Origin of the sequence: Leptolyngbya sp. Cla-17 (assembly GCF_016807185.1) — a bacterium.
Taxonomy (GTDB): domain Bacteria; phylum Cyanobacteriota; class Cyanobacteriia; order Leptolyngbyales; family Leptolyngbyaceae; genus ULC077BIN1.
Map to the genome: position 1 here is coordinate 2,463,144 of NZ_JAEVYN010000001.1, position 20,896 is coordinate 2,484,039.

The 20,896-nt window shown below is 50.3% G+C and carries 19 protein-coding genes and 4 pseudogenes; 8 read left to right on the forward strand and 15 right to left on the reverse strand.

Annotation, left to right across the window (positions count from 1 at the left end; genetic code table 11):
- On the reverse strand, window positions 1-903 hold the full coding sequence (locus JOY44_RS10990; protein WP_197985128.1) for a DEAD/DEAH box helicase family protein: 903 nt from the start codon (window positions 901-903) through the stop codon (window positions 1-3).
- A gap of 232 nt (window positions 904-1,135) precedes the next feature.
- Window positions 1,136-1,887, reverse strand: a pseudogene (locus tag JOY44_RS32810) (IS1 family transposase).
- Window positions 1,888-2,222: 335 nt separating this feature from the next.
- Here JOY44_RS32810 and JOY44_RS11005 point away from each other — a divergent pair.
- On the forward strand, window positions 2,223-3,146 hold the full coding sequence (locus JOY44_RS11005) for an IS630 family transposase (RefSeq protein WP_203031966.1): 924 nt from the start codon (window positions 2,223-2,225) through the stop codon (window positions 3,144-3,146).
- 241 nt (window positions 3,147-3,387) lie between these two features.
- On the opposite strand, the pseudogene JOY44_RS32815 reads toward JOY44_RS11005, so the two are convergent.
- From JOY44_RS32815 to JOY44_RS11030, 5 genes and pseudogenes are all read right to left on the reverse strand, one after another.
- A pseudogene (locus JOY44_RS32815) lies at window positions 3,388-3,495 on the reverse strand (IS701 family transposase); the annotation flags it as partial.
- Between the two features lie 26 nt (window positions 3,496-3,521).
- On the reverse strand, window positions 3,522-3,797 hold the full coding sequence (locus JOY44_RS11015; protein WP_171573587.1) for a transposase family protein: 276 nt from the start codon (window positions 3,795-3,797) through the stop codon (window positions 3,522-3,524).
- A 47-nt stretch (window positions 3,798-3,844) separates the two neighbouring features.
- A pseudogene (locus JOY44_RS11020) lies at window positions 3,845-4,905 on the reverse strand (IS630 family transposase).
- Window positions 4,906-4,937: 32 nt separating this feature from the next.
- Complete coding sequence (locus JOY44_RS32820) at window positions 4,938-5,048, reverse strand: hypothetical protein (protein ID WP_415881101.1); 111 nt, start codon at window positions 5,046-5,048, stop codon at window positions 4,938-4,940.
- A gap of 8 nt (window positions 5,049-5,056) precedes the next feature.
- On the reverse strand, window positions 5,057-5,491 hold the full coding sequence (locus tag JOY44_RS11030) for a transposase family protein (protein ID WP_171573588.1): 435 nt from the start codon (window positions 5,489-5,491) through the stop codon (window positions 5,057-5,059).
- A gap of 142 nt (window positions 5,492-5,633) precedes the next feature.
- Between JOY44_RS11030 and JOY44_RS11035 the strand changes: the two genes are divergently transcribed.
- Together JOY44_RS11035 and JOY44_RS11040 are read left to right on the forward strand one after the other, a co-directional pair.
- Window positions 5,634-5,813: a hypothetical protein gene (locus tag JOY44_RS11035; RefSeq protein WP_171571961.1), complete on the forward strand. Its 180-nt coding sequence runs from the start codon at window positions 5,634-5,636 to the stop codon at window positions 5,811-5,813.
- The gene (locus tag JOY44_RS11040; protein ID WP_171571962.1) at window positions 5,813-7,141 is read left to right on the forward strand and encodes an IS110 family transposase; all 1,329 of its coding nucleotides are present in this window, start codon (window positions 5,813-5,815) and stop codon (window positions 7,139-7,141) included. Before JOY44_RS11035 ends, JOY44_RS11040 begins: the two co-directional genes overlap by 1 nt.
- Window positions 7,142-7,151: 10 nt before the next feature.
- Here JOY44_RS11040 and JOY44_RS11045 read toward each other — a convergent pair whose 3' ends face one another.
- The 8 genes and pseudogenes from JOY44_RS11045 to JOY44_RS32645 all read right to left on the reverse strand — a co-directional run bounded on the left by JOY44_RS11045 (window position 7,152) and on the right by JOY44_RS32645 (window position 13,802).
- A complete protein-coding gene (locus tag JOY44_RS11045; protein WP_171573589.1) occupies window positions 7,152-8,030 on the reverse strand; it encodes an IS701 family transposase in 879 nt (292 codons plus the stop codon).
- Between the two features lie 63 nt (window positions 8,031-8,093).
- Window positions 8,094-8,821 (reverse strand): annotated as a pseudogene (locus JOY44_RS31355) (IS630 family transposase); the annotation flags it as partial.
- A gap of 79 nt (window positions 8,822-8,900) precedes the next feature.
- Window positions 8,901-10,208 (reverse strand): IS701 family transposase, encoded by a 1,308-nt coding sequence (locus JOY44_RS11060; RefSeq protein WP_171573592.1) that lies wholly within the window; start codon window positions 10,206-10,208, stop codon window positions 8,901-8,903.
- Between the two features lie 47 nt (window positions 10,209-10,255).
- Window positions 10,256-10,741, reverse strand: coding sequence for a cupredoxin domain-containing protein (locus JOY44_RS11065; RefSeq protein ID WP_171573850.1), 486 nt, complete (start codon window positions 10,739-10,741; stop codon window positions 10,256-10,258).
- Window positions 10,742-10,758: 17 nt separating this feature from the next.
- Complete coding sequence (locus tag JOY44_RS11070; protein ID WP_171573593.1) at window positions 10,759-13,020, reverse strand: heavy metal translocating P-type ATPase; 2,262 nt, start codon at window positions 13,018-13,020, stop codon at window positions 10,759-10,761.
- Window positions 13,021-13,031: 11 nt separating this feature from the next.
- On the reverse strand, window positions 13,032-13,229 hold the full coding sequence (locus JOY44_RS11075) for a heavy-metal-associated domain-containing protein (protein ID WP_197985133.1): 198 nt from the start codon (window positions 13,227-13,229) through the stop codon (window positions 13,032-13,034).
- Between the two features lie 93 nt (window positions 13,230-13,322).
- A complete protein-coding gene (locus tag JOY44_RS32640; RefSeq protein WP_197985134.1) occupies window positions 13,323-13,481 on the reverse strand; it encodes a hypothetical protein in 159 nt (52 codons plus the stop codon).
- Window positions 13,482-13,502: 21 nt separating this feature from the next.
- Window positions 13,503-13,802 (reverse strand): MerR family transcriptional regulator, encoded by a 300-nt coding sequence (locus JOY44_RS32645; RefSeq protein ID WP_197985135.1) that lies wholly within the window; start codon window positions 13,800-13,802, stop codon window positions 13,503-13,505.
- A gap of 416 nt (window positions 13,803-14,218) precedes the next feature.
- Here JOY44_RS32645 and JOY44_RS11085 point away from each other — a divergent pair, with 416 nt between their 5' ends.
- From JOY44_RS11085 to JOY44_RS11105, 5 genes are all read left to right on the forward strand, one after another.
- Window positions 14,219-14,911 carry a DUF305 domain-containing protein gene (locus JOY44_RS11085; RefSeq protein WP_171573594.1) on the forward strand — a complete coding sequence of 231 codons (693 nt, stop codon included), beginning with the start codon at window positions 14,219-14,221 and terminating at the stop codon, window positions 14,909-14,911.
- Window positions 14,912-15,076: 165 nt separating this feature from the next.
- The gene (locus tag JOY44_RS11090) at window positions 15,077-16,747 is read left to right on the forward strand and encodes an efflux RND transporter periplasmic adaptor subunit (protein WP_171573595.1); all 1,671 of its coding nucleotides are present in this window, start codon (window positions 15,077-15,079) and stop codon (window positions 16,745-16,747) included.
- 10 nt (window positions 16,748-16,757) lie between these two features.
- Window positions 16,758-19,892, forward strand: a complete 3,135-nt coding sequence (locus tag JOY44_RS11095; protein WP_171573596.1) for an efflux RND transporter permease subunit — start codon at window positions 16,758-16,760, stop codon at window positions 19,890-19,892.
- Window positions 19,893-19,937: 45 nt separating this feature from the next.
- Complete coding sequence (locus JOY44_RS11100) at window positions 19,938-20,432, forward strand: hypothetical protein (protein ID WP_171573597.1); 495 nt, start codon at window positions 19,938-19,940, stop codon at window positions 20,430-20,432.
- 108 nt (window positions 20,433-20,540) lie between these two features.
- Window positions 20,541-20,789 carry a hypothetical protein gene (locus JOY44_RS11105; RefSeq protein ID WP_171573598.1) on the forward strand — a complete coding sequence of 83 codons (249 nt, stop codon included), beginning with the start codon at window positions 20,541-20,543 and terminating at the stop codon, window positions 20,787-20,789.
- Window positions 20,790-20,896: the final 107 nt, after the last annotated feature.

Below are 20,896 nucleotides of genomic sequence, written 5' to 3' on the forward strand. Positions count from 1 at the left end.
TCACGCAAGAGTTCTATTGTATTTGATGCCCTCGCGCTGAAACTTAAGCGGCACCGAAACCGACTTGGGTCGAACCAGAAACCCATCATTGATGGCATCTTCTAATTCGTAAAGGTCGGTGGGTACGCCAGCTTCCAGATTAAAAAGACTGTAGGTGTTGCGATCGATTTCGTCCTTAGGCGTAGCAGTCAGCCCCACCAGGAGAGAATCAAAATACTCAAAGATGGCGCGATATTTTTGATAGACCGAGCGATGCGCTTCATCGATCACAATCAGATCAAAGTGACCGACACCAAATTTACGTTGCCCATTGCCGACTTCATTAATCAACCCCATCATGGTGGGATAGGTGGAGACGTAGACTCGTCCTTCTGTGTTCTTTTCGGTCACGAGATTGACTGGACTGGAGGCGGGCAGTTGTTTTTTGAAAACATTCGCGGCTTGATTTACTAGCGCAACGCGATCGGCGAGAAACAAGACTCGCTTGACCCAGTTGCAACGCATGAGCAAGTCGCAGAGAGCGATCACGGTGCGGGTTTTGCCTGCGCCTATTGCCATCACAAGCAGGGCTTTCCGCTCATTGTGGCGCTCGAACTCTTCGCTAATTCGCCGAACCGCACGGGTTTGGTAATACCGTTCGACGATCGTGTCGTTGATATCTGTAGTCAGGAGCGATCTACGGGTGGTGCAGCGCTGAATCATCAGATCCAATTCTGGCTTTTTGAAAAAGCCCTGCATTAGACGGGGAGGATAGCTGGCATCATTCCATAGCCAATGCTGGTAGCCGTTGGTGTAGAAGATGATTGGGCGCTGACCAAACTGCTGCTCTAGGCAGTCGGCGTAGAGTTTTGCCTGTTGTTGCCCGACCTGGGGGTCGCGGCGGGTGCGTTTGGCTTCGACCAATGCTAGCGGTTTGCCATCATCACCCCAGAGGACATAATCGACAAAGCCTTTGCCCTATGCGGTCGGCATCCCCTGCACAGGGAATTCACGGTCTTTGGATTGATCCAGTGACCAGCCTGCTTCTTTAAGTAAGAGGTCAATGAAGTAGTCGCGAGTCTGGGCTTCGGAATAGTCATGGGTGTCGGGTTGAGCCGTATTTGCCGCGGTCGTGTTCTAGAGTTGTTGTTTCAGGTTAGATAGGTAAGCCAAACTCATAACGGTTAAGGAACAGTCCAATCACAATGTCATGCATCACAACGGACTTGGAAAAGCAAATGGTTTTGCGAGTCAGTCGTTTAATGCGAGTGCGTAAAGTTAAATGCTTGCGCTCAATCTTCTGAGTATTACGTTTACCCACCGTGTGAAGAGTTGGATCGAGGTGTCTTTCATAAGCTCCCCAACCATCGGTGTAAAACTGCATAATCCCGAATGGTTCTAACAAGATTTTCAGCTGGATAAATGCCTCATCTTGATGCGATGCTAAGACATAAGCCAATACGGTGCCACTCGCATGGTCAATGGCGTGCCACAGCCATCGTTGTTGTGCTTTAGACTCAACAAAACTCCACATTTCATCGGCTTCTGCTTCTGTATCCTCCCACTGGCAGAGCTTGACGATGTTTTGAGTAGGTTCTAGTTCAGCGAGTTTAGCTGCATTCACCGCTTTGAGTTGACACTCCTTTTTTTTAACTCCTTAGTCACGGTAGTCGGGCTAATGTGAAGCACACGGGCCGTATCTCAGATGCCACTCCCATTCATCGCCATATCGCTAATTTGCTGCTTGACTTCACGCACATATCCCGGATGTTTGTATTGCAAAATAAAAGTGCGCCGATGGCACTGGGAGTTTTGACAAAAGTAGCGCTGTTTGCCATCTGGAGTGGTGCCGTGTTTGATCACTTCGACTCCATCACATTGAGGGCAGTGAATCGGCTCTAGAACCATGCTTGAGTCTCCGCAATCTTTGAGTCCTCTATCAGAGTAATCTTTGTTATCAATAGCAACAAGTTTGAAACATTACCGGACGAGTCTTCAAGGCTTTCAGATGCTAAGCAGTATTCGCCATCAGTTCTCAAAACTTGGGAAAAACCCAAATAATGTAGAACTCGACACCTGTGCTACCAGCTTTAGATGCGCTATAGCTTATTCTCACCAGCGTTCCTTTAAAGTCAACCCTGCTCAAGAACTCATACCAATTTAAGTTGAATACAAGGCAAAAGGGGCAGACTGAGAAAAGTCGTTTAGTAGGTTTACTAATAGTTGGTGTCACGTCAATTGATGTGAAGGAAGGTTTGAGCGAGTTGAGCGAACAGTTGCGTCAAGCTGAAACGCCAAGTGCCAAAGAACGATTACAAGTGCTTTACTGGCTCAAACAAGACCCGGCACCCAGCATCAGTGCCATTGCTAAGGGTGTTGGGAAACATCGAAACACGGTGCAAACATGGCTATCCAACTACCGAGAGGGTGGGGTGGAAGGGATGTTCAAAATCAAGAAATCGCCAGGGGGCGTACGAGTCATTCCTCAATGGGCAGAGACGGCTTTAGGCAGGCGGTTGCAAGAACTCAATCACGGCTTCAGCAGTTATGGAAAAGTGCAGCAGTGGTTGGCCGAAACGCTGGGGATAGAGGCAGAGTATCATGCGGTCTACCAGATGACCCGCTACCGACTCAAAGCGAAACTCAAGGTTGCCCGTCCTCAGAACTGCAAGCAGGACAGTGTGCAGCGAGAGGCTTTTAAGCAAACCATTGCAGATGCCCTGAACCTGCTGAGCCAGTACACTCACCGGGTGGGGCAACATGAGCGCCCCATTCGCTACTTTGCTCAGGATGAGATCCGGTTTGGACTGCATACCTTCATCGGACGGTTGATAACGGCTTGTGGGGTCAAACCGATTGGGCAGTGGCAATGGTTGTTCAAAGCATTCTGGCTATACGGTGCAGTGGAGTCGGCAACAGGAGAGTCCTTCTTTCTGCAATTCTCTCACGTGGATACAGTGTGCTACCAATGGTTCCTGGATGAGTTTTCTCAAGCTTATCCCCATAGCCTCAACATTCTTCAAGTGGACAACGGACGGTTTCATCCCTCATTTGTTACTTTAGCGAGAGAGTTTAAGGTGAGGACGGTCAAGCCGCTTGCGGGAGAGGGATTAGAGCTATTCGGAACGTATTCATCCAGTCCATCAATTGATGAAGTGCACGCTTGAGTCCCGGCATCGGAAATACCTGTAACCAGACTTCTAACCATCCCCAACACCAATAGGGTCGTAGATTGTTCAACGCACTCTTCCAAGTTGTTCCAAGTTCCCAGTGCGGATGCTGAGTAAACGGCACTGGCGTTGCTGTTGCCTGAGGTGTTTTATTCGTGTGACTTTGCAGTTTCTGCCTGAATGCATCGGCGTGGATGCTGACAAGCAAATAGGCACTAAACACGATTTCCCCCCAGCGTTCAATGCTGTTGTAGTCGGTTAAGCGATAATCGTGCCAGCCCAGTTGATGCTTAACTTGCTTGAAGCCATACTCAATCCAAGTTCTCAGACTGTACTGAGTTGCAACACTGAGCAATAGACCTCCTGCATAAATCATGAGGCATGTGCCAATTCGCAGTTCAACAAGCCAGCGATCAGATTTAAGCGTAAGCCAAACCGCTTTCTACGATTACGATAACGTCCTGAAAAGATGCGGAAGATCTTGAAGCGGCGAATCACATGTTCAACTCGCACCCGCAGTCGTGCTAAAGCTCGGTTATGCTGCTTTTCGTCTTGTGACAGCGGTTGTTTGCGAGGTTTTTTGGTCGGAGTACAAGCGCCAGCGTGAAGTTTAGCAAAGCCTTGGTAGCCTCGGTCAGCTAAACACAATTGCGAGCAGACAAACGGTAATATGAAATCCGGCTAAGTAGTTATCGTTAAGCATTAGCTTCCTGCCACCAGTGAAAATGAGTCAGACCTCGAATAAATTCGTGCTGTTTAAGCAGTGCACAGCAGCGGTCACAGAGTACTTGTTCAAGGTCTTCAATCTTCTCAAAGATACGATTTACAATCGGTTCATCCAAAATTGACCACAGGCGTTCTGCGGGCTGTAACTCAGGTGAATAGGGGGGGAGAAATTCCAGGTGCAAACCTTCGGGTAATACTACCTTGTCACTCGTGTGCCAACCCGCTTGGTCAACGCTCAATAAAACATGTTTGTGCTGACCCAATCCAAAATGCTGAGCAAAATCTGCTAAGACTCGATTGAACAAGTCGATGTTGACTTTGGGCATGATCCACCAGTACGTCTCGCCGGAGGCAGGATGAACAAAACCGTAGACCCAGACCCACTCATAACGCCACTGCACTTTAGCAATTGGGTTTTCCCACCAAGGCACCCAGATGCGCCGCAGCACGGGCTTGAGACCGATTCGATGTTCATCCATTGCCCAGAGTTGAATCTCTGCCTGAGGATACTGCTGACGCAACTGCTCTACTCGCACGGGCAGTTTTTTTTCCAGGCTTCCTGTTCTTGCGGGTCTTGCTGCTGATGCTCAGGGCGCGGCACTCGCAGGCGAAACTCCATCTGCTTGAGGTATTCCCACCCTCGCTGAGGCGACACTGGACGCTCGAGCACTCGACTCATCCAATCGGCAACCTTGCGTCCATTCCACAAGCCGTTTTCAGTCGTAGGCGTTGCAATCGCTTGCAGGAGTTGGGCTTGTTGAACTTCATCGAGTAAAGGTTCGGCTCCACAATTGTGCTGCCGACCATCCCCCACACTTGCTTCTCCCTTTCGATTGTAGCGATTGGCTATCACCCGTATCCAGCGCAACGAATACCCTGTCACCTCGCGCACCTCTGCCGTCCGCTTGTCCTTCGCCAGTAGCCACAGAATTTGGTACTGACTACGTTCGATCCCCTCTTTCGCTTGACGATACCGCTCCTCCAATTCTTCACAACTGAGATGAGGCTCAAGGGTTAGGCGTTTGGGCATAGGACTTTCTAGGCTAACTTTATGCAGTAAGTTTACACCCGGATTTCATATAAACGACTGCGCTTGAGCAGCTTAAAGTCGTGCGTTCTGCCAGTAGCAACTGCGGTACAAATGATTTGCCCGGTGTCAAACTCCGCCACCACCTGTGCTTTCAGGGTGTGGCATTTTTGTTTACCCCTGTAGTAGCGTTTCTGTTTTTTCTAGGGCGCTCGATTTCTATCTCTCCCACATCGACCATCATCACCTTCCACTCCCAACCGGCTTGGTACAACTGCCGCTGACTCGGTAGCCGGAACTTGCCACACTTGACCAAAAGGTCTTCCACTTTTCGCACAATTCGCCCCACTGTGGTCTCGTGCAATCCCCAACTCACCCCGATGTGAAACTGGCTGCGATACTCTCGCCAATATTCCAATGCCACCAGCATTTGGTCTTCCACACTCAGTTTGGCTTGTCCACCCTTGCGTCCTCGTCGGTCTAGAGCAGGGCGCACCACCTCGACCATCGCACTGAATGTTTCACGACTCACGCCACATAAGCGTTTGAACTTAACACCTGAAAGAGACTCTAACTCTCGGTACGGCATCGCTACTTCTCCTGACTTGATCCTTGCTTGGTTCTACCCCATTAAGTAACCCTCGATCACTAACTGTCACACTGTTTTGCTATTCGTGCAGGAGACATCATGAGCGATTGCTCACACCCTGGGATGAAAGTGGTAACGTCAGATGAACTGGTTTAGAGGTCGAATTGGAACTAGTGCCAATCAGCCTGAGCAGGAGACTGACCGTACCCGCCCTTGGGACACCCATTTGTGCATTTCGCCGACTGCGAGACAGCACGCAAAGCAGGATCAATTAACGACATGGCGGGTGAACCAGCTTAACCCTAATCAAGGAGAAGCCTGATGCAAGTCACCCATGAGCGCTGCGCTGGAATTGATGTTCACAAAAAGACGGTCGTGGTCTGTTGCTTAAGTTTGGATATGAATGGGAAACCGCAGCGCGAAACCCGCACCTACGGTACGACCATCCGCGAGTTGTTAAATCTGTGCGACTGGCTATCGAGTAGCGAGATCACGCACATTGCCATGGAAAGTACAGGGGAATATTGGAAACCCGTGTACAACGTATTGGAGAGCAGCTTTGAGGTGATAGTCGTGAACTCGCATCACTTCAAGCAAGTACCTGGACGCAAAACCGATGTCAAAGATGCCGAGTGGTTAGCCGAGCTACTGAGCTATGGACTCGTCCGTGGCAGTTTTATTCCACCCCTGCCCCAACGTGATTTGCGCGACTTGACCCGCCAGCGCACGACGCTGATTCGCGAACGCGCGAGTGTCATCAATCGCCTGCAAAAAGTGTTGGAATGGGCAAATCTGAAGCTGGCATCGGTGGTCAGTGACATCGGGGGAGTCTCGTCGCGCGCCATACTCAAAGCACTGGTGGCAGGAGTTGAAGACCCAGAAGCCCTCGCTGAACTTGCCAGAGGACGCATGCGATCCAAGCAAGCCGAACTGATTGCAGCGCTCTCGGGTCGAGTGCGGGACCATCATCGGTTCTTGATCCAAATGCATCTCGACCATCTAGAGTTTCTCGACCGCCAGCTCAAACCGTTTGACGCGCGAATCGAGCAGTTGATTGAGCAGCACATGCCTCCGGTCGAAGTCCTCGTTCCGGCGGCTGAATCCAAGCCTCAGACAGATTCTTCCTCTGACCTGCCGTTGGCGTGGCAGCAAGCGATGCCGTTGCTCGACAGCATTCCGGGAATCGCCCGTCACAGTGCTCAACTGCTGCTGGCAGAAATCGGGAGTGATATGCGACGCTTTCCCAGCGCCGCGCATCTGTGTAAGTGGGCTGGGGTTTGTCCGGGCAATCATGAGAGTGCGGGCAAACAATACTCTGGCAAAACTCCACCCGCAAATCGCTGGTTGCGAAGCATCTTGGTACAAATGGCAAATGCTGCTGTGCGCTGCAAAGCCTCCCATTTTGCTACGGTCTATCGCCGACTTGCGTCCCGTCGGGGACACAAACGCGCCATTGTTGCCGTCGCCCACCGCCTGTTGATTGCGGTCTATCACATCCTCAAACAACACCAACCCTACCGCGACTACCGCACTACCGATTCGGGGCAACGCACCCAACACCAACTGCTCCAAACCTTGCAGCACCGGATAGAGCGGTTGGGATATCAGGTTCAATTAACGCCCCTTACCGCCCCTCAACCACCGAGCTAGTCCTCTATTTTCAAAGCAGGTCTAAGATGTTGCCTTCTAGGTTGGTCATGATGAACCAACTGTCTGCTTTATCTGGGTTATCGGTGCTGCCTTTGGTGATCTGGTAGTAGCACACTGTGCGGCGATGTCCAAAGATGATTTCCCGAATGTGACGACGTTCGCTCGGATGCTCTGCTAACGGTTGGTCATAAGCGCGCCATCGGTTGTAGCGCACTCGTTGCCCCTTTGCCATCAACACTCCATGATTCGAGCGAATTGCGACGATGTACGGCAAATTCAACTTCTCTAACGCTCGGATCACCGCTTCACTTTCGCCATACAAGCTATCGGCTAACACCCGCTCAATCACAAACCCCAAGGCTTGGATCTCGTGAATGATTTGCACCGCTAACTGCGGTTTGCTCTGGTACTCATCACTCGCTTTGAGTCGAGATTTAGGTTTATAGATTTTGAACAACAACGGGTAGGTGATGTTCAAGGCCACGGCATAAGCATTGACGCTGACTATGCCATTGGCGGTCTTGCCGAGATTGCCGATGTATTGTTTCGCCACATAGTCTGTGGTTTCTCCTTTCTTGACATCACCCGTTTCATCGATGCATAAGCTGATGGGTCGGGTGCCAATTTGTTGCCCAATCAGGTGCAGTCGAATGGCTCGAACTTGAGCGACATCCCACACCGCATCGCGCAAAAAGTGATGCAAACTTTGTCCATCTTTCAGACCATTGAGTTTGGCGATCTCGGGTAACGTTTTGCGCGGTAGCGGACTCATAATGCCCAGGTGCAACCACTTAAAGCATTCATACAACCGCACATCCTCAAACATCGAGCGGTAAAGCAGACAATACTCGTCAATGAAGCTGACTGTAGCGATAGGTGGGCGTAACATGATCTCAACCTGAACACAGCTACTTCTAGCTTATTTTGTTCTCGCTAAAGTAACAAATGAGGGATCACATCCTGCCTTTGCCACAATTTCATTGACGTATTGAGAGCGGTGAAAACTGGCATTGTCAATCACAAGTGCATTCCCGGGTTGCAATTGAGGCAGGAGGCAGTGCTCTAACCACATCTCGAACAGGTCTCGGTTGCAAGACCCTTCAAAGGTCAAAGGCGCAATCAGGTTTTTCTCGCACAAGGCGGCAATCCAACTGACTCGTTCGGTACGTTTGCCCGACTTGAGGGCACCGAAGCGTTGACCCACCTCGCAGTAGCCATAGGGATACTCCTCTCGGTTATCAATGCCTGCTTCATCCACGTACACCAACCCAGTGACTGACCTTGTCTTCAACTGCTCTTGAAAGGCTTGACACTTCTGCTCATCGCGCTCTCGGTAGCCGTACGTCTTTTTTTTTGACTCAAACCCAGTTTTCGCAGCGCGTGACTGATGTTCTGCTGCGTGACCCCTTCGCCCCATAACTTCGCCATCTCCCCTTGAGTCTTGCCTCCATGGGCTTGGGCAAACTCACTAAATCGCTGCCAGTCCGTAATTTTATGTCGATTTCCCCGCTGATAATGGGTGACAGCTTGGCAGGTGCCAGTTTGTTCCTGTCGCTTCAGCCACAGGTCGAGCGTGTTGCGGCTGATATTCAGCATTCGGCTGACTTCACTTTTGCGGGCTCCACGCTCAACCGCCGCAATCGCTTTTTGGCGCAGGTCTTCACTATAGGGGGCAGGCATTGGTATTATCTAACGTTTTCCCTTCCTCTATCCTACGTCCTAACACAAGTGTTTAGAGCTATATCCCTCATTAATCACTCTAAGCAGATGAAAAGATAAGTTGGAGGTTTAGCTGATGCACCCGTGGACAGATAAACTGATTCATCTTCTGCGTCAGTTGCTCAAACCCTAACTGAAGGGAAGCAATGGGAAAAACCGTCAACCAGTGTTTAAGCCAATTGAAGCAAACTAAAGGTTGAATAACTAAACGCAAGTTGTTGAGTAAGTTCTTCCAACCGCTCTGGTTATTCCACCACGGGTGCTGCGAAAACCGCTGATGGGCCAGTGGACAGGAGTCGTTGAATGGGTCGGCAAACAAACTGACCATCAAAAACGTACTCATGACCAACTCCCACCACTTCTCAATCTGCTCATAGCGGGTCATACGAAAGTCTGCCCACCCGAGTGCATCTTTGGCTTGTTTGAGACCATACTCAATCCAGGTTCTAAAGCCATAACTGTCACCAATATCTTTGAGTTTGATTGCCGGGGCACAGACCATGACATAGGACGTTGAGTTGTCCGGTAACGTGTCAGGGTCAGTGGTCAACAGCCAGTACTGCTTGCGGTGGCTTTTGCCGTAAATCACCTCAGCCATGTGACGGGTTTCTGTCGTGCCATTACTAAAGGTGCGCTTGAAGGTCTGCCAAGGCTCCTGGTACACCTCCTGGTCTTGCGGTAGCCACAAAGCATGGTTGCTGCGAATCGCCAGGATGTAAGGTAGGTTTAATTCATCTAGCACATCGACAAAGTTGACTTTACTTTCGCCATACAAGCTATCGGCGAGCACCAGTTCAAACTCAAATCCTAGTGCTTGTAATTGTCGAATCATGGTTGCCGCAATTTGCGGTTTACTTTGATACTCTTCTCCCTCTTTGAGTCGTTCTCTGGGTTTATACACCTCAAAACTCAATGGCACAATCATGCCATCGACTAAGCCGTAGGCAGTGACAGCGACAATGCCATTTTCCTTCTTACCGACGTTGCCGATGTATTGCCGTTTGACGTAATCAGTGCTTTTTCCCTTCTTACAATCTCCAGTTTCATCAATCAGTAATATCAATGACCGACCGTTGAGTACCTTGAGGGTCAACTCCAATCGCTTCTGGCGTAACTGTTGCACCTGCCAAGGAGACTCGGTAAGGAAGTGATGTAAGTTTTGCTGATTGTTTAAGCCTACTGCTTTGGCAATGGCAGGTAAGGATTTGCGTTTAATCTCGCTAATCATCCCCAGATGCAGAAGCTTAAAGGCTTCATAGCTGCGCACTTCTGGGAATAAGTCCTCATACAATTGGCAGTATTCATCCACAAAATGTATCGTCGGGCGGGCGGCTCTAGATGCTGGCATGGCAATTGAATCTGGACAAACGTACCTCTATAATAGATAGTCTCTAGTCAGAGTGATTTAAGAGGGATAAAGGCGTACTCCCCTAGTTTGTCGGGCGTGAATTCGATCGCTGTCTCTTGATTCAACGGCAGGTCAGCTGCGATCCGAAAATCAGGTATTAGAACTTTTTCCAAACAGCTACTGGGGTCTCTACGAAAAAAATTGAGTTGAACGGGCTGTCCCACTTTCACCACCACTTGACTGGGTTCATACCCGCCATCAACTTGAACCGTAAGTTTCTGAATTCCTTGTTCTAAGCTGGATTGCTTGGCTTTTGGCTTGCTGAGAAGGACCCACCAAAGCTCTAAGCCAATTAAGAACAAACCGCCTGCTCCAGCACCAAGCTTGACTCCTAGCGGTTGCTCAATCCGTTCAAATTCACCTCCAGATGCTGAATGATCCGTTGGCATTTCAGTCGCCGCAACTCCAGATACCGTCCCTAATAGCAACCCTGCACCCGCTAAACTGCCTAAAATCTGACGCTTATTCAACATTGAAACCTCCTGAGTTGTCATGCCAATGGCTTGGGTTGAAAATTCCGTAACCGCAACGCATTTGTCACCACTGAAACGGAACTGAATGCCATTGCTGCTCCCGCAATGATGGGACTGAGTAACCAACCAAAGAAGGGGTATAAAATTCCAGCCGCGATCGGAATGCCCGCAACGTTGTAGATGAAGGCAAAGAAGAGGTTCTGGCGAATGTTCCGCATCGTGGCACGGCTCAGTTGAATCGCAGTAATAATGCCCTGCAAGTCACCAGAAATCAGCGTGATGTCACTTGCCGCGATCGCCACATCGGTGCCAGTCCCGATCGCAATTCCAACTTGGGCTTGAGCTAAGGCCGGTGCGTCATTGATACCATCCCCTACCATTGCTACAATTTTGCCTTCGGATTGGAGTTTATAAACCTGAGCCGCTTTCTGGTCGGGTCGGACTTCTGCAAACACACGCCCAATGCCCACTTCACGAGCGATCGTTTCTGCGGTCTGACGATTATCTCCAGTCATCATCACCACTTCTAAGCCCATCCGTTGTAAAGTGCGAACGGCTTGAGCCGAGGAGGGCTTGAGGGCATCTGCAATGCCCATCAATCCTTGAAGTTCACCATTAACGGCAATCAAAATGGCAGTTTTGCCCGAAGATTCCAATCGATCCTTGGCCTGTTGCAATGCTTGAGTGTCAACGCCCAACTCTTGCATCCAACGCCTGGTGCCAATTTGAATCAACTGATCTGAGATCCTACCTTGTACGCCGCTGCCCGCAATTGCCTCAAACTCCTGAACGTCTTTTAGCGCGACTTCTTGAGACTGGGCATAGCGAACTACAGCTTCTGCCAAAGGGTGTTCAGAATTACGCTCCACCGAAGCTGTCAGTTGCAAGAGTTTAAGTTCGTTACCGTTTGCGGTTCCAACGGTCGTGATGAAGTCTGTGACCGTAGGCTGACCTTGTGTCAGGGTTCCGGTTTTGTCCAGAACGATCGTCTGAATCTTGTGGGCCAGCTCCAAGCTTTCTGCCCCTTTAATCAAGATGCCATTTTCTGCGCCCTTCCCGGTTCCGACCATGACCGAGGTGGGTGTTGCCAGTCCTAGCGCACAGGGACAGGCAATGATTAGCACTTCCACCATCGTGATCAGCGCCAGTGTGAAATTGCCCATCACCATGAACCAGATAACGAAGGTGGCGATCGCAATAGCAATCACGGCAGGCACAAACCAGGCTGTCACCTGATCTGCCAGTCGTTGAATTGGGGCTTTTGAGCCTTGCGCCTGCTGCACCAGCTTGACGATTTGCGCCAGGAAGGTATCGTTGCCGACTCGTGTGGCGCGAAACTTGAAACTCCCCGTTTTGTTGATGGTAGCTCCGATGACTTCATCGCCTGCCTGCTTTTTGACCGCAATGCTTTCCCCCGTCACCATTGCCTCATCGATCGTCGAACTGCCTTCGATCACTTCACCGTCAACCGGAATCTTTTCGCCAGGACGCACGACTACCACATCACCTAATTGAACTTCGGTGATCGGCACTTCCATTTCCCGACCATCCCGAATGATCCGGGCATCGCGTGCTTGCAATCCCATCAGCTTGCGAATCGCGTCTGAAGTTTGTCCTCTGGCTCGGTTCTCAAATAAGCGTCCGAGTAGGATCAGGGTAATGACGATCGCTGCGGTCTCGTAATAAACACTGGGCATCAATCCCTGCGCCGTGAGAAAGCCAGGGTTAATGGTAATGAACAGCGAGTAGAAGTAAGCTGCACTGGTGCCCAAGGCAATCAACGTATCCATTGTGGCAGTGTGGCGCTTGAGAGCTTTCCAGCCGTTGGTATAAAACGATCGACCGCACCAAAACTGCACCGGAGCGGTGAGAATCGCCTGGAACCAGAAGTTGTGCAGCCAGGCTGGAATGAAGGGTAAATCTAGCCCGGTCATCATCGGCAGTGACCCAATCAGCAATACTGTACTGATGATGGCTCCCACCCAAACCTTGCGAGTTAAATCTCGCGATTCTGTCAACCGTGCCGTTTTTTCTGCATCATCTTCGCCCGTTACCATCGCCGACTCTTTCAGAGAGAACGCGGCATAACCAGCTTCGCTAACAGCCGCCTGAATTGCCTCCAAATCTGTGCGCTGTGGATCATACGTGACGGTTGCTTGTTCGGCACCGAAGTTGACGTTAGCGACCGTCACCCCTGGCACAGTCTGAATCGCTTGCTCAATATTGTTGGCACAGGAGGCACAACTCATGCCTCGCAGTTTCAATGTAGTAGTGTCCATGTTAATAAAGCCTAAGTAACGGTATGGCCTGCGGCAACGATCTCCTCTTTCACTGTCGCTTCAGGCTGTTGAGTGTCGATTTTGACTCGTTTTGTTTTCAGATCTGCATCCACTGTTGCAGTTGAATCGATTGAAGTTACTGCGTTCGTAATGGTGGTAGCACAGGCAGAACACGCCATATTCGGAACGTTGAATTCGAGTGTCATCATGTCAATCCTTGAATCACTACATCAATTTTGGAGTCTCCTATGCACTAGAAAGTCAAGTGCAGAGCTCAACGATGTGGGAGAAACCTGCTTGCATCACACACCGACTGCTGCTCGTTTACGGACGAACTGAAGGCGTTCAGTTCCTGTCTTAGTCTCCAGGTTGGGACAAATGGTTCGGGCTGCAAGCTCTGCTGGCGGCTGATCTTGCCAGCCTGATAACAACCCTTGCAGTTCAGAGCGCAAGAGTTGCAATGATTCAATCTGCTCGGTGATCTATTGTACTTTCTGCTGAAGGTTCTGCTTCACATCATCGCAAGGCAGTTGCCCTTGATCATGCACTGCCAGAATCTCTTGAATCTCCCGTAGACTCAGACCCAACGACTGCGATCGCTTGATAAAGGCTAGCCGCCCCAGCACGTTTGGCTCAAAAAGCCGATAGTTTGCTTCTGAGCGACGCACCGCTGGTGTAAGCAAACCAATTTCTTCGTAGTAGCGAATTGTTTTGATTGGCAAATGGCTAACGGCAGCCACTTCGCCAATCTTCAACAAGCCTTTCATTTCAGTTGTAACCATGTTCCAACCTCGCCTCTGCCAACTTCAATCACTTTCTACTTCCATCTTGGAGTCTCCAGTTTGCTAGAGAGTCAAGGGTGCAGTGGAAAAAGGGAGCCAGTGCTTGAAAAAGCTGTGCTGTCGGGTCTATCAAAGCATCAGCAAATTAGCCAGCATCAAAATTGAAAGCTTCCTGGTTGCTACGCCATTACTGCTGCCATCTCTCTCCTCTAATTGGGAGATGAACTCGCACTTTGGAGCGACAGTGATTTCATTCTAATTTCATAACTCTCTGCAACCTTGAAGAGATGTGTCCATTTCTGATGTCTTCAAATGGTCTTTGAATCTGGGAACTAAATAGTTGACTCTCTAGTTAACTGGAGCATTCAGAATGACAATATACCCTTTACAAGCCTTATCTAAGGCAAACAAAATTTATGGCGCACAACTTCTTCGCAAAAACGAGTCTTCTAGTTCTAACCCTAGGAGCGATCGCCAGCAGTAGCGTCTTGAACGCTTGCTCTACTTCCGCTCAAAACCAAGTTCAAGCCCCTAGTCCTACTGCTACTGATGCTGGAGCGATGCAGGGCATGGATCACAGCAAGATGGGTGGCATGAGTCATGACATGGATCTCGGACCTGCTAATGCCGAATTTGACCTGCGCTTTATTGATGGCATGACTCCCCATCATGAAGGGGCGGTTGTCATGGCACAGGAAGCCCTTCAGAAATCTCAGCGTCCAGAGATCAAAAAATTAGCTCAATCTATTATCACTGCCCAAAACAAAGAAAAGGCTCAGATGAACCAGTGGCGAACAGCCTGGTATCCCAACATGGGTGCTACTCCAATGGCATGGCATAGCAAGATGGGTCACTCCATGTCAATGTCGGAGGAGCAAAAGAAAAGCATGATGATGACGATGGATTTGGGCAAAGCTGATGCCGAGTTCGATCTCCGCTTTCTCAATGCCATGATTCCGCATCACGAGGGCGCAGTCGTCATGGCGAATGATGCCTTGGCTAAATCTAAGCGTCCTGAAATCCAAAAATTGGCTCAAGAGATCATTACTTCTCAAAAAGCCGAGATTGAGCAGATGCAGCAGTGGAAACAAGCCTGGTACAAACAGTAGAACAACTTCGCGGCTGTCCCTAGTTCAGCGAAACAACTGGGGACAAGCTAGCGGACTAATCAAGAGGGTTCGATGCTCCTAAATCCTCAGGCTTGACCCAAATTTCATTCTGATTTCATTGCTGCCTGAAATACTTAAAAGAGTGCTGTGCTAAGGAACCTGCCAATGACTTACTCCTCTCAACGATCCACTGTCGGGGTTACAGTGACCCTGTTGACACTGTTGCTGCTAACTACTCCAATTCGCGTTTTTGCTCACGCTGGGCATGGTGATGAGTTTCAGGGAGGAGGTCACGCTACTCAGGCTGCTGGGGCAATCCAGGTTGATGCAGAGACGACAAAGCGTATGGGATTGAAGGTTGAGCCTGTGTCTCGTCAACGATTAGCCTTCGGTATCAAAACAACGGGTCAAATTGAAACGCTACCCAATCAGCAAGTAGAAGTGACAACTCCCGTTGGTGGCACAGTCATTCGACTGCTGGTGAAGCCTGGAGACTCCGTTCAAGCGGGACAACCCGTGGCAATGATGACCAGTCCAGAGTTGGCGGCACTACAGACAACCGCGTTAGACCGGAGAGCAGAAGCGGTTGGCAGTGTTCAACAAGGTCAAGCCGATTTGCGATTGGCACAGCAAAACCTGACGCAACAAAAGCGGATTGTTGCCACTGACATTCAGCAAGCTCGGACCGAATTAAACTTTTCCCAGGAGCGATATGACAAGGACACAGTGTTGCTGGAACAGGGAGCCATCCCGCGACGGCAATTTTTAGAATCTGAAAGCAAATTAGCCGAAGCAAGGGCGGCTCTTGCCAAAGCCGAAAGCGGCTTGCCTGTTTCGGAAGCGCAGGCGCAACTACAGCGTGCTCAATCGGCATTGGAAGTGGCGCGATCTCGCGTTTGGCTGAGTGGTCAAGCTTATGAAACCCGTTTGCGACAACTCGGAGCTAACCCAAATGAGGACGGTACCATAACAATTACTGCTCCCATTTCTGGTGTTGTAGCAGACCGGGAAGCGACGAAAGGCGAGTCGGGGCAGGACGCAGGCAAGCAAATTATGACCATTGTCAACGGCAGCAGCGTTCAGGCGTCCGGCAACATCTTTGAGAAAGACCTAGAACGCATTGCGGTAGGACAAAGCGTCCGGGTGAGATCCAATGGAATGCCAGATCGCACCTTCAATGGACGAATTAATGTCGTTGGTGCGGTGGTGAACGGGGAAACCCGTGTCGTTCCTGTAAAAGCGGAACTAGACAATTCGGGCGGACTTTTAAAGCCTGGGATGTTTGTGGAGTTAGAAGTGCTAACTGATCGCGCACCCGCAGCCGTGCCAGCCATTCCTAAGTCTGCACTGGTGACAACCAACGACAAAAAGCAGGTTGTCTTTGTGCAAAATGGCAATGCATTTCAACCCACTGAGGTCACACTGGGTCGAGAATCCGGCAACTTTGTGGAAGTTAAAACTGGTCTATTTGATGGCGATATGATTGTGACCCAACGCGCTAACCAGTTGTATGCTCAATCACTACGGGGTGACAGCAAGCCAGCCGATGGTCATGAAGATAAAACGGCAGAATCTGCACCCGCTTCCAAACCACAGCCTGCAATTCCCTGGTGGTCAATAATCCCTGCGGGGGGAGCGATCGCGGCAGGAACCTTCGCGGCGGGAATGCTCTGGGCAAATCGTCGCAACCGCAAGGCGTTTGTTCCAGTACTTAATGGTCACGCACACCGTGAATCCTTTGATAACTTGAGCTTGACTAACGCTGATGCTCACATCTCGATAACACCGACCTCTTTAGAGTCAGCGTCTGATCGTCATCCTCATCAACCGCGCTAGGTAAATCATCATGCTGAGTTCCATGATTCAATGGGCGATCGCCCGTCGCTGGCTGGTGATTTTGGGTGCCATGATCCTGACCATCTGGATTTTTCGCACTATCATCCAAATGCCGCTAGATGTGTTTCCCACCTTTGCACCGCCGCAAGTAGAAATTCAAACCGAAGCACCGGGACTTGCGCCAGAAGAGGTGGAATCGCTGGTGACGTTGCCGATTGAGAGCGCCATCAATGGCACACCGGGAGTCAGTGCAGTACGGTCTTCCAGTGCAGCCAGTATTTCAGTGGTGCGCGTTGTGTTCAACTGGGGCACCGATATTTATCAAGCAAGGCAGCTTGTGACAGAGCGGTTGCAGTCGGCTCAAAGTAAACTGCCAGCAGGCGTTGAAACTCCCCAAGTTGCGCCTATCAGTTCGCCGATTGGCACGATCGTCACCTACGCTTTCACTTCTAAAACCACTGACTTGATGGATGTGCGGCGGATTGTCGATTGGCAAGTCACGAATCGTTTGCTGGCAGTGCCGGGAGTCACGCAAGTCATCGTGTTTGGTGGGGATGTACGGCAGTATCAAGTGCTGGTGGCACCTGAGAAATTGCAGGCGTTCAATGTGTCGCTGCAACAAGTGTCAGAAGCTGTGGCAGCGGCAAACGTAAATGCACCGGGAGGGTATTTGATCACGCCCGATCGCGAGAAGCTGATCCGAGGCATTGGACGGATTGAAGACATCGAAGCCCTGAAGCAATCGGTGATTGTTGCCCGGAATGGCATCCCTGTCAGAATTACAGATGTGGCCGATGTCAAAATTGGGGCGGCAGTGAAACGGGGGGATGCCAGCGTCAACGCTCAAAAAGCGGTTGTGGCAGTCGTCAACAAACAACCCCAAGCCGATACGCCCACCGTCACCCGCGCTGTGGAAGCAGCGATGACTGAAGTGAAAGCAGGCTTGCCAGAAGGCATCCAGGTCGTGACGACGTTTCGTCAAGAAACCTACATTGATGCGTCAATCGAGAATGTGCGAGAAGCCTTAATCGAAGGCAGTATCATCGTTGCCCTGATCCTGATTCCGTTTTTGATGAATTGGCGCAACTTAGCAGTCTGTTTAGCAGCGTTGCCTTTGTCCTTATTGATCGGGGTACTGGCGCTCAACTGGATGGGACAAGGGTTGAATACGATGACTCTAGGAGGCTTGGCAGTCGCGATCGGCTCTGCGGTGGATGACGCGATCGTTGATGCCGAGAACGTGTATCGGTGTTTGCGGGAAAACAAGTATTCGCCGAAACCTAAACCTGTCCTAGACGTAGTGTTTGAGGGCTGTCAGGAAGTGCGCGATTCTGTGTTTGGAGCGACCATCATTACAGTCGTCGTCTTTGCGCCCATCTTTGCGCTCACGGGGGTAGAAGGCAGCATTTTCATTCCAATGGGGTTGGGCTACTTGGCGGCAGTATTGGCTTCTAGCGTCGTCGCCTTGACCGTCACGCCTGCCTTGTGCGCGATTTTGCTGCCCTACGGTCGTCTGCCTGAACGAGAACCCTGGGTCGCTCGATTCTTCAAAGGAATTTACCTGCCGCTGCTGAACTTTTCAATGCGGCGATCAACCGTTATTTTTGGCATCGCAGCAGCAAGTTTAGTCGCGGCGGCGATCGTGTTGCCCTCGTTTGGGCGAATCTTTCTGCCAGAGTTTCAAGAGCAGTCCCTGGTCAATACGCTCTTGCTCTATCCTGGCTCCTCGTTGGAGGCAACAAATAGTGCTTCATCGGTATTGGAACATAAACTAAAAGACAATCCCAGCTTTCAAAGCATTCAAGTGCGATCAGGGCGGGCGGCGGGAGATGCCGATGCCGCAGGCGTGAACCTGGCTCACCTGGATGTGGAGCTGAGCGAGACGGGGATGAAAGACCGCAAAGCCAGCGTGGAATTGTTGCGGCAAGAATTTGCTAAAGTGCCGGGAGCCGCGCCGAATGTGGGCGGATTTATCTCTCACCGGATGGATGAAGTGCTGTCGGGAGTGAGAAGCGCGATCGCCGTCAAAATCTTTGGTCCTGAACTGGAGCAACTCCGCACCTTGGGACAGCAGGTGAATGATGCCATGCAATCGGTTGAGGGCATTGTCGATCTTCAGCTTGAGCCACAAATTCCAGTGGAGCAGATTCAAATCCAGTTTGATCGCGTTGCGGCTGCCCGCTATGGTTTAACGGTTGGACAACTATCAGAAACGATTGAGACGGCGCTGAATGGGCGAGTGGTTTCGCAAGTGCTAGAGCAACAGCAAACTTTTGATCTAATCGTATGGCTTCAGCCAGAAGCCCGCCAAAGTTTAGATACGATCGACAACCTATTAGTTGATACGCCCAGTGGCAATAAAATTCCGCTGGCACAAGTTGCAAAAGTGCAAGACGGCACGGGACCGAACACGATTAACCGTGAAAATGTTTCTCGCTTAATTACCGTGGCTGCCAATGCTCAGGGACGAGATTTACGCTCAGTGGTGAATGACATTCAAGCCAAGGTGAAACAACAGGTGCAAATTCCTGCTGGTTACTACATCCAATACGCCGGGCAGTTTGAAGCAGAGGAACGTGCTAGCCAGAATATTCTGATTTTTAGCGCGATCGCCTTCGTTGTCATCACGATCATCATGTATCTCTCGGTCAAATCGGTTGCCTCCACCGCCATGATTATGATTAACCTGCCCTTGGCATTGGTGGGTGGTGTGATTGCAGTGGCACTGACGGGAGGCATTTTGTCGATCGCCTCACTCGTTGGCTTTGTTACCCTATTTGGCGTTGCCACCCGCAATGGATTGCTGCTGGTAGACAACTACAACACCAAATTTGCCGCCGGAATGCCGCTGAAAGATCTTCTGATTCAAGGCTCAATGGAGCGGCTCAACGCGATTCTGATGACGGCGTTTACTTCTGCATTAGGACTGGCACCCCTAGTCATCGCAGGTGGACCTGGAAAAGAACTGCTGCAACCGTTATCAATCGTCGTGCTGGGTGGACTTTTTACCTCAACTGCCCTAACGCTGCTGATCTTACCGGCGCTTTATGCCAGGTTCGGGAAGTACCTGTTTCCCAAGCGATTGGTTGTGGAGAACGGTAAAGTTTCTCAACCAAAAATCGAGCGCATTCAAGGAAACGTTTAGCCCTTTGCGCCAACAGTTTTGTTCATTCACTTAGGAGAAAAATCCATGCAATTGAAAATGGGTGTCATGACGTTTTCGGCAATCGGTCTGCTATTCTTAGGCGCTTGCAGCAGTGGCAACCAAACAACCGCCCCTGCCAGCAGTCCTGCCGCCTCTGCACCTGCGGAAACTCAACCTTCAACTGCTGCTTCTCTTGCTGCCAAGGCTGAGTCTGGCGAAAAACATGGTGGACAAGGTGGACAGGTCATTGAGTCGGGACCCTATCATCTAGAACTGGTGACTGCAAAAGAAGCAACAGCGACTCATATCGACTTCTTCTTACAGAAAGGCGATAACCACGAATCGATCCCCAATGCAAAGGTTACAGCCCAAGTGCAACTGCCTGATGGTAGTCAAAAGTCCTTACCGATGAAGTACGACGCAGGCGATAAGCACTACACAGCAATCTTGCCTGGTGCTGCCACAGGAGAGCACAAAGTTGCCATTTTGTCAGACATCAGGGGCGAAAAAGTAAATGGACGGTTCAGCTTTAAGCAGTAATACTGAGTTACATTTCATTTTGATTTCATTTCTCTGCCTTAACCTGAACATATGGCTGTTCTCAAAGGCTATTCGACAGTCTGTTTAACAATTCACTCAGGAGTAACTATGAATAAACTGCATGGAATCAAGGCTGCTACGGTTGGCGCGATCGCGTTCCTATCACTTTCAGTGCTTTCAGCAAGCAGCGCTGTTGCCCAGGAAAAGCAGAAACCAGTGGCTCAAACTCAGAAACCTGCCGCTCAAACTGAGCAAATGAGTGGCTGTGAGTGCTGCAAGAAAATGATGGAGAAGAAGATGAACGATAGTCAGAACAAAATGCCTGGAACGAATCACTCAGCGCCATCAGGAAATTAAGTGTCGGCAGCTTCTTTGAACTAGCTGATTGAGATGCCTTAGTGACCAGGGCCATACATCGAATTAAAGGTGCTTCAATGTACAGTTTTGCTTCGTCGGTAATGCTG